Genomic DNA, 8733 nt, shown 5'->3' on the forward strand with positions numbered 1-8733 from the left:
CTGATCCCCGGCGCGGCGGGCGACATGTGACCCGCCATCGCGAAGAGCGTTCCGCCCACGTTTCCCGAGAGGGGCATGGGCGGAACGCTCTTCTCGTCGGCAGGGCCGCCGCAGTCCCCCGATGGACGGCCCGTCCAGGGCGCGCACGGAGCTACCAGGCCGTTCTCGAACGGGTTGACCGACGCCGGGATGGAGCACCGCGCGGACTACGCGGACAGTGGCCGGCACCACTGGGCGACCTTCATGATGTGCTCCGACGCGGGAATGGCGACGGCCCCGGCCCCCTTCTCAGGGGCGCCGGGGCCGTCGCGGCTCGCGGGTCGGTTCCGCGTCAGAGCCGGATCACTCGCGGAAGTAGCTCATCAGCCGCAGGATTTCGACGTACAGCCACACCAGGGTCACGGCGAGGCCGAGAGCGACGCCCCACGCCATCTTGGCCGGGGCACCGGCGCGCACGAGGCGGTCGGCGTTGTCGAAGTCCAGCAGGAAGCTGAACGCGGCCAGGCCGATGCAGACCAGCGAGAAGATGATGGCCATGACGCCGCCGTCACGCAGCGGGTTGAAGCCGAACAGCAGCGCACCGAACAGATTGCCCACCATCAGGACGAGCACGCCGATGAGGGCGGCGGTCATGAACCGGGTGAACTTGGGGGTCACGCGCACGGCGCCGGTCTTGTAGACGAACAGCATGCCGGCGAAGACGCCGAAGGTGCCGAGGATCGCCTGGCCGATCACCGCAGCGGCGTCGGCACCGGCGATGTTGAAGGTGAAGATGTGGGAGACCGCGCCGATGAACAGTCCCTCGAACGCGGCGTAGGTCAGGGTGACGGGCGCGGAGTCCATCTTGCGGCCGAAGGTGGCCACGAGAACGGTGATCAACCCGCCGATGCCGCCGACGAGCAGGAGCGGCATCGCGAGCCCCATGTCGACGGACAGGAAGTAGGCGATGAGGCCCACGACGCCGATCACGCCGAGGGTGATACCCGTCTTCGCGACGACGTCGTCGATGGTCATGGGCCGGGTGTCGGCGGCGGCCTGCGGGGCACCGTAGCCGGCCTGAGCACCGTAGCCGGCCTGGGCGCCGTAGCCGGCCTGGGCGCCGTAGCCCGGCTGGCCGTACTGCCCCTGCTGGAACGCCCCGCGTCCGGCGGCGCCGAACTGGGTGGCGCCGCGGGCGCTGTCTGTGGACAGGGAACTGAAGACCGGATTGCTGCTGCTGCGCATCGAGGTCCCTTCGGAAATTGTCGGGGAAGGTCGTTGGTCGAGAGTCCCCGCCGGCTCACCGACGAATCACTCGTACCCCTACAACGCGCGAGGTCGCCTGAGTGTTCCCGGCGGAAACGGTTTTGGACGGCGGTCCTGGGGTGGAGCGCCGGTCACGGGCCGGCCGGTCCGGCTCATGGCCGGCCCACCCCGTTCCTGGTCAGGAAGCGGCGGAGGTCCGCCGTGGTGGTGACGAAGCTGAACGCCCGGTCCTCCCCTCGGATCGTGTAGGAGTTACTCGACCGGGGGCTCAGCCCAGCGCCACCCTGTGGTTCCAGGACCGCGCCGTGCGCCAGAGGCAGAACACCGCCAGGGCGACGAGCGCGATCACGAAGCCGATCGGCATCACGGCGTTGCTCGCGGAGGAGCCGGCGGCCAACTCGGAGAGCAGATCGAAACGGACGAGGCCCAGCGTCTCGACGTCGGTCTCCCCCACCCCGATCGGGATCAGCAGCATCCCGAGCAGGGACAACGCCTGCGTGGCGAGGTAGACCAGGACGAACACGACGATCGGTCCACCCGCCCCGAGCCCGGACAACCGTCGCTCGTGCCCGATCGAGATCGAGAAGTAGTACTGCACCGGCCACACCAGGACCGAGCCGAACGCCAGCGCGATGCCGGCCGCGACCATCCACCCCGGCGTGACGTCGGTGACGGTGGTCCACGCGGCGGTGAGTACCGACCACGACGGCGACGATCCGCCCGAGCGCTGGGCGTTCGACCACCACGCGAGCAGCGCGAGCACCACGGTGAGGACGATCGCCGCCAGGGACGCGAGCATCGCCCAGGCCAGCTTGGCCCAGTAGATGCGGGAACCGCGGACCGGCAGGGAGTGCGTGAAGTACCCGATCCGGCCGTAGCTCGAGCGCCAGTAGTCGGCGGCGAGGGTCAGCTGGACGGCCGGGACGGCGATCACCGCGGCGAGCATGCCCGCGGCCAGCCCGAGCTCGGACAGCACCGGCCAGCCGGCGGCCCCGAGCAGGCTGCTTAGCGCCCCGATCAGGGCGAGCAGGCCGAAGAGGGTCCCGAGCGTGCCGCGCGTGCGCAGCCATTCGTGCGTGAGGAGTCTCGTCGTCGTCGCCCTTCTCGGGGCCCCGGTCGACGGTGAGGGGGTCGCGGTGGTCGCGGTCATCGGTACGTCTCCTTGAAGATCTGGTCGAGGCTGGCACCCCGGCCGCCGCGGAGGTCGTCGGCGTCGCCGGAGAGGACGACGCGGCCGTGGCGCATCATCACCACCGCGTCGAGGACGGGTTCGAGGTCGTGCACGAGGTGGGTGGCGATGAGCAGCAGCGAGTCCTCGGAGAGGGTGCGCACGATGCCGTCCACGATCAGCTGCCGCGCGGCCGGGTCCACGCCGGAGATCGGCTCGTCGAGCAGGTAGACGCTCGCGTCGCGCGACATGGCCAGTGCGATCTGGACCTTCTCGCGCATGCCCTTGGACATCTCCTTGAGCCGCGCTGACTCGCTCAGTCCGAAGAAACCGATGAGGTCGCGGGCCTTCTCGGGGCGGAAGTCGGCGAAGAAGTCCGCGTACAGGTCGAGGCAGTAGCTCACCCGCGCGCGGTCGGGCAGGAAGCTGGTGTCGGGCAGGAAGGACACGCGCGCCTTGGACTCCGGGCCCGGCGCGTGACCGGCGATGCGGACGTCGCCGGTGTAGCCGCTCATGACGCCGGCGAGGATCTTGAGCAGGGTGGTCTTCCCGCAGCCGTTCTCGCCGAGCAGGCCCACGATCCGCCCGGAGGTGAGGGTGAGGTCGAGGCCGTCGAGGGCGGTGACGGGCCCGTACCGCATGGTCAGGCCGGAGACCTCGACAAGTGTTGTGGGCTCGTTCATCTCAGGCATCTCCGGTGTCTGCATCGGTAGGGGCGTGGTCGTCATTGCTGTCCCATCTCTTCTCGAGCAGTGCTCTGGCCCTGTCGCGCGTCATGCCCAGGCCGCGGACGCGTCGGACGTAGGAGTCGGCGGCGTCGGTGGCGAGGTCGGCGCGGACCTCGTCGATGCGCTCCTCGTCGCTGGTCACGAAGCGCCCGGTGGCCCGTTCGGATCGGCACAGGTCGAGGCGTTCGAGTTCGGCGAGGGCGCGCTGGGCGGTGTTGGGGTTGACGCCCAGGTCGGCCGCCAACTCGCGGACGCCGGGCATCTTGGTGCCCGCCGCCCAGTCCCCGGTCACGATGCGTCGCGAGAACTCCTCGACGAGCTGCATCCAGATCGGGGACGAGGTGTCGAACTGCATCGTCGCCCCGCTTCCGTGTTGCTGTATTAGGTGATTAATACAGTGACACCGACGGAGGGCGTTGTCAACGCCCAGCGTGGGTCGCGGTGGGAGAGAACCGAGGTGACGACGACGAGGAGCGCGACCGCCCGCACGGCTGCTGGCCTGTCAGACCTGCGTCAGGGCACCCTTCGACGAAGGCTGCCGCGATGATCTCGCGGTAGGCCTCGACCCCGGAGGTCGGCCGTCGACCCGGCCGCCCGCCGCCTAGCTAGCTCTGCCGCGCCCCGGCCCAACCCGGCCCGCGCACGAGATACCCCACGCGGTCGCTCCACGTCTCCGAGCGGAAGACGTCACGGGAGATCGCGAGCCACTCGTGCGTGGCGATGCGCAGCGGGTTGAAGGTGTTGATGTTGGTGGTGAGCCCGTAGACCACGTCCTCGCCCTCCGGCTCGTAGGTGCCGAACAGTCGGTCCCAGATGATGAGGATGCTGCCGTGGTTGCGGTCGAGGTAGCGGCGGTTGCTGCCGTGGTGCACGCGGTGGTGCGAAGGCGAGTTGAACACCTTCTCCAGCGGTCCGATGGTCCGGATGGCCTCGGTGTGGACCCAGAACTGGTAGATGAGGTTCACCGCGCGGGCGTCCTGCACGATCGCCGGCCGCACGCCCAGCAGCGACAGCAACCCGTATGGGACGTAGATGGTCAACGCCTCGGCCACCGGCTGGCGCAGGGCGGTCGAGAGGTTGTACCGCTCGCTGGAGTGGTGGACGACGTGCATGGCCCACAGCCAGCGGCTCTCGTGGTCGAAGCGGTGGTTCCAGTAGTAGAGGAAGTCCCACCCGAGGATGCCCACCGCGTACGCGAGCGGTCCCGAGCCCAGGTCCAGCGGGGACCGGCGGAACAGGACCGAGCTGGCGGTCTGGGCGCTCCACAGCGTCGACACCATGACCACCGTGGACGCGACGGCGGACACCGCCGACCAGCCGGTGATCCGGCGCAGTGCGGGCGGGATCGCGGCGTCGCGCTCGGGTGTTGCCCCGCCCTCGCCGTCGGGCAGTGCCGACGACGATGATGACGACGACAAGGTCCCCGCCTCGGGCAGACCAGACCCGCGGTGGCGGCGGATCAGGTCCCCGGCGGTGGCCACGGCGGCCGAGGCCAGGGAGAAGCCCATCAGCGCCTTGGCATAGCGGCCGGTCCGCGGGGTGAGCGGCGCCAGGAGCCTGTCGGTGATGTACGGCGCGATCAGACTCCCGACGCCCATCGACAGGCTGGCCATGGTGTCGGCGAACTCGTAGTCGCCGGCCCGCCGGTCGGGCGCCGGGTTGCGCTTCTGCCAGGCGTACTCGGCCGCCATCGACGCCACGAACGCCGGGATCGCCAGGACCGTCAGATCGACCTTCATGGCGTCATCATATGACGCAGCTCATACGTGTCAGTGCGCGGACGCGGGCGCCGTCGCGGGGCCCTCGGTCTGGGCGCTGTTCCGGACGAAGAACACACCGATGACCGGGATCAGTGAGATGACCGCGCCGAGCAGCAGCGCGTTGTGCACGCCGGTCATCTGCGCGGCGGCGTCCCCCAGTCCGGATTCGGCACCGGACACGATCCCCAGCGTCATGACGGTGATGAAGAGCGCGGTCCCGGCGGCTGCCGCTACCTGCTGCAGGGTGTTGAGCAGTGCGGAACCGTGCGAGTACAGGTGCGGCGGCAGCGACCCGAGCGCGGAGGTCATGAGCGGCGAGAACAGGAACGCCAGTCCCACGCTGAGGACGATGTGCCACGTCATGACGAGGGCCAACGAACTGTCGTCGGAGAAGGTCGTGAACATGCCCCACAGGCCGGCGGAAGCCAGGATGGAGCCGGGGATGATGAGGGGGCGCGGGCCGATCCGGTCGAACGCGCGACCGACGAACCAGCCGAGGACACCCATGATCAGGCCGCCGGGCAGGAGGGCGAGCCCGGAGTTCAGGGTGCTGGTGCCCAGCACCTGCTGCATGTACATCGGCAGCAGGATGAGGGTGCCGAACAGTGACATCATCGAGACGAGCATGAGCACGAGGCTCACGGTGAAGGTGGGGAACCGGAAGGCCCGCACGTCGAGCAGTGCGAAGTCCTTGAGCGCGAGCTGACGCCACACGAATACCGCCAGGGCGACCGCGCCGATCCCGACGGGGATCCACGGCGAGATGAGGGCATTGCCGCTGGCGGCCTCGCCGATCGAGCTGAGACCGAAGATGAGTCCGGCGAAGCCGATGGCGGAGAGCACGCCGGAGAGGACGTCGAGCGGGATGGGGCGCGGCTCGGTGACGTTGCGGATGAGCACTGCGCCGGCGACGAGCGCCACGATCCCGATGGGCAGGACCGACCAGAACATCCACCGCCAGCTCAGGACCTCGAGGACGAGACCGCCCACCGTGGGACCGATCGCGGGCGCGACAGCGATCACGATGGAGATGACTCCCATCGTGCGGCCGCGACGGTCGGCCGGCACCACGTTGAGGACGGTCGTCATGAGCAACGGGATCATGATCGCGGTGCCGACGGCCTGCACGACCCGGCCGGCGACCAGCATCGGGAACACCACGGCCAACGAGGCGAACAGCGTCCCGCCGGTGAACGTGCTCATCGCTATGACGAACACGATCCGCAGCGGCAATCGGACGAGCAGCCACCCGGTGAACGGGATGACCACGGCCATCGTGAGCATGAAGGCGGTGGTGAGCCACTGCGCGGTCGCGGCGGTCACCGCGAACTCGACCATGAGCTCGGGCAGCGCCACGGACATGATGGTCTCGTTGAGGATCACCACGAACGCGGCGCCGACGAGCAGGGCGATGAGGCGCACGGTCGCGGCGGGCAGCGGCGGCGAGGCCTCTGCGGCGGCCGGCGCGGCGGCGTTGGGGTTGGCGGAGACTTCAGACGTCACGGTCGTCCTCTGGGATTGCGGTGTGAGAAAAGAGCAGAATCCGGCGCCGGGAGGCCGCGCACGGGAACCTTCGCACTGTACTTAAACGTTCGTCCGGCGCGCCGCCTCACGTGATGCGAAATACCTCCGGGACGAGCCGCGGGACCAGGCGGACCAGGAGAACCATGGCGACGAGCTCGACGAGGGTCTGGGTGACGACGACGAGGGGCGCCATCTCGAACTCCGCCGGCAGTGCCAGCACGAGCGGGAGGACCACCAACGAGTTGCGGGTAGCTCCGCTGAACGCGATCGCCCGCCTGCCGGGCACATCGAGTCCGGCCAGCCGCCCGGCGAGCACGCCCACGGGCACGATGACGGCCACGTACACCGCGTACACCGGCACGACCAGCGTCAGCGTGCCGAGCTGCTCGCTGACCGCGGCGATCTGGGAGGCCACGACCAGGGCGAGGGTGGCGACCATGAGCGGGACCATTGCGGAGACCGCTCCCCGCTCGACCGCGCCGGCGGCCCGGGCGACGGGACCGGCGGCGCCGACCGGGCCGGCAGCGCGACCGGGGGCCGCGCGCTGGGTGAGCGCCGCGGCGGCCAACGGCAGCGAGATGAGGAGGAGGAACGCCTCGACGAACGGGCCGGGGTCCACTGCGTCGACGAACTCGGCGCCGAGGAACGCCCACAGGTACAGCGGCAGCAGCACCATCTGGGCGAGCATGAGCAGCGGCGTGGCCGCCAGCAGCCGCCGCGTGTCGGCCCCGGCGAGGCCGGAGAACACGAGGACGTAGTCGATGCACGGCGTGAGCAGGACGAACAGCACGCCCACGAGCAGCACGCGGTCGTGCGCGACGACGCGCGAGAGCAGCCAGACGATCGGCGGGACCACGACGAAGTTGACCACGCCGATGGTCGCGAGGAAGCGGCGGTCGCGCAGGGCCCGGCCGACGTCGCCGAACGGGATCCCGAGGAACGTCGCGTACAGCAGCAGCGCGAGCACCGGCTGGATCGCGAACTCCGCCGGGCCGGCCACCGCGGGAACGAGGAGTCCGACGACCCCACCGGCCACGAGGCCCGCGAGGTACAGCGCCACCTGGTGGCGCTCCATCCACTCCACGCTCGAGCGCATGGCCCTCCCCTCGCCGCGCAGCCGCGGGTCCGTCCAGCGCGTCCGACCGCCGGACCCGCCCGGCAACAGGTCTACCCTGGAGCCCGTGGAGACGCGGACGCTGCCGGTGTGCGAGGCGGGGTCGGTGGAGATGACACCCCTGCTCCTCGAGCGACTGGTCGACCAGTCGCTCGAGGCCCGCTCGCGCGAGCTCACCGAGCAGATGGTGTTCGACCTACTCGAGCCGTCCCCGCACGCTCTGCTCGTGCAGCGTCCGGGTTCGGAGCTCCTCCGGCCGATCGTCACCGCACTCGAGGCCAGCCCGGGCGACCCGCGCTCGCTGACGGAGTGGGCGGCGCGGCTGGGCGTGAGCGAACGGACCATCACCGGGGCCTTTCGCGCGGACACGGGGTTGAGCTTCGGCGCCTGGCAGGCGGCCTTCCGCGCTCAGCAGGCCGCGCTGCTCATGGGCCGCGGGATGACTGTGGACGTGGTGGCCGCGCGGGTCGGGTACAGCTCCGCCAGCGCGTTCGGAGCGGCGTTCCGCCGGACCACCGGCCTGACCCCGGGCCGATTCCGCGAACTCGGGGTGTCCGAAGCGCTACACCGCGCGTCCTGATCAAGAGATTGCGCCGCTGACCAGCGTCGTCGTACCGTCTTAGGGGGTGCGGGAGGCCTGAACTCCGGGCGCGGCTCTCGCCCGGGCGGGCGATCTCTGCAGAGAGCCAGCACGAGTGCTGCCGGATACGCTGCCCCTCTGCCCTACGCTGCCTTTCTGCACGTTTCGACCGGGCTCACGCTGGCGGGATGGACCATTCTCGCAGCGCAGGCCGATGCGGCAGCGCATCCGGGCGGTGGTGTGATGCCGGAATGCCCGCCCGCGGCCCCGCCTCGAACTCTGGTGTAGCTACTGCGAGAAAGTTCCCGCCGAATCGCAGTGACTACACCAAAAAATAGGCCCCGTCAGGACCCGATCGGCAGGCCCCGTCAGGACCCGATGCCGAACCTCGCCGCGAGGTAGGGCAGCCAGCCCATGCACTCCGGGGTCAGGGCCATGCAGGCCGCCTCCCCCGGCCCTGGGCCGAAGATGAAGCGCAGCGGATTCTCGAGCGAGCCCGTGGGGATCATGATCTCTCTCCTGGGGATCGGGACTGATCTACCCTTCCGGGATATCAGATGTGTGGGCGGACGCGCGAGTGCGGGAACAGGACTCGCGGAGCCCCGGAGGGAGAC

Annotated in this window: 9 protein-coding genes; 1 reads left to right on the forward strand and 8 read right to left on the reverse strand. The window is 70.0% G+C overall.

Translation table 11 applies throughout. From position 1 onward, the window contains the following. Positions 1-342 precede the first annotated feature (342 nt). The 7 genes from DCI01S_RS15325 to DCI01S_RS15355 all read right to left on the reverse strand — a co-directional run bounded on the left by DCI01S_RS15325 (position 343) and on the right by DCI01S_RS15355 (position 7521). Positions 343-1224 carry a Bax inhibitor-1/YccA family membrane protein gene (locus DCI01S_RS15325; RefSeq protein WP_061230025.1) on the reverse strand — a complete coding sequence of 294 codons (882 nt, stop codon included), beginning with the start codon at positions 1222-1224 and terminating at the stop codon, positions 343-345. 289 nt (positions 1225-1513) lie between these two features. Beyond that, entirely contained in the window at positions 1514-2395 is an 882-nt protein-coding gene (locus DCI01S_RS15330; RefSeq protein WP_061230026.1) for a hypothetical protein, read from the reverse strand. Then, positions 2392-3105, reverse strand: coding sequence for an ABC transporter ATP-binding protein (locus DCI01S_RS15335; RefSeq protein WP_244881764.1), 714 nt, complete (start codon positions 3103-3105; stop codon positions 2392-2394). The genes DCI01S_RS15330 and DCI01S_RS15335 overlap by 4 nt, the downstream gene beginning before the upstream one ends. Next, on the reverse strand, positions 3098-3496 hold the full coding sequence (locus tag DCI01S_RS15340) for a GntR family transcriptional regulator (protein ID WP_061230028.1): 399 nt from the start codon (positions 3494-3496) through the stop codon (positions 3098-3100). The genes DCI01S_RS15335 and DCI01S_RS15340 overlap by 8 nt, the downstream gene beginning before the upstream one ends. A 250-nt stretch (positions 3497-3746) precedes the next feature. Further along, positions 3747-4880, reverse strand: a complete 1134-nt coding sequence (locus DCI01S_RS15345; RefSeq protein ID WP_061230029.1) for a sterol desaturase family protein — start codon at positions 4878-4880, stop codon at positions 3747-3749. Between the two features lie 30 nt (positions 4881-4910). After that, positions 4911-6404 carry an MDR family MFS transporter gene (locus DCI01S_RS15350; protein WP_061230030.1) on the reverse strand — a complete coding sequence of 498 codons (1494 nt, stop codon included), beginning with the start codon at positions 6402-6404 and terminating at the stop codon, positions 4911-4913. Between the two features lie 106 nt (positions 6405-6510). Beyond that, entirely contained in the window at positions 6511-7521 is a 1011-nt protein-coding gene (locus DCI01S_RS15355; RefSeq protein WP_061230031.1) for an arsenic resistance protein, read from the reverse strand. Between the two features lie 85 nt (positions 7522-7606). Between DCI01S_RS15355 and DCI01S_RS15360 the strand changes: the two genes are divergently transcribed. Further along, complete coding sequence (locus tag DCI01S_RS15360; protein WP_232303144.1) at positions 7607-8119, forward strand: helix-turn-helix transcriptional regulator; 513 nt, start codon at positions 7607-7609, stop codon at positions 8117-8119. Positions 8120-8487: 368 nt separating this feature from the next. On the opposite strand, the gene DCI01S_RS17360 is transcribed toward DCI01S_RS15360, so the two are convergent. Then, positions 8488-8628 (reverse strand): hypothetical protein, encoded by a 141-nt coding sequence (locus DCI01S_RS17360; RefSeq protein ID WP_007633571.1) that lies wholly within the window; start codon positions 8626-8628, stop codon positions 8488-8490. Positions 8629-8733 lie beyond the last annotated feature (105 nt).

Origin of the sequence: Dietzia cinnamea NBRC 102147, from assembly GCF_001571065.1 — a bacterium.
GTDB lineage: Bacteria > Actinomycetota > Actinomycetes > Mycobacteriales > Mycobacteriaceae > Dietzia > Dietzia cinnamea.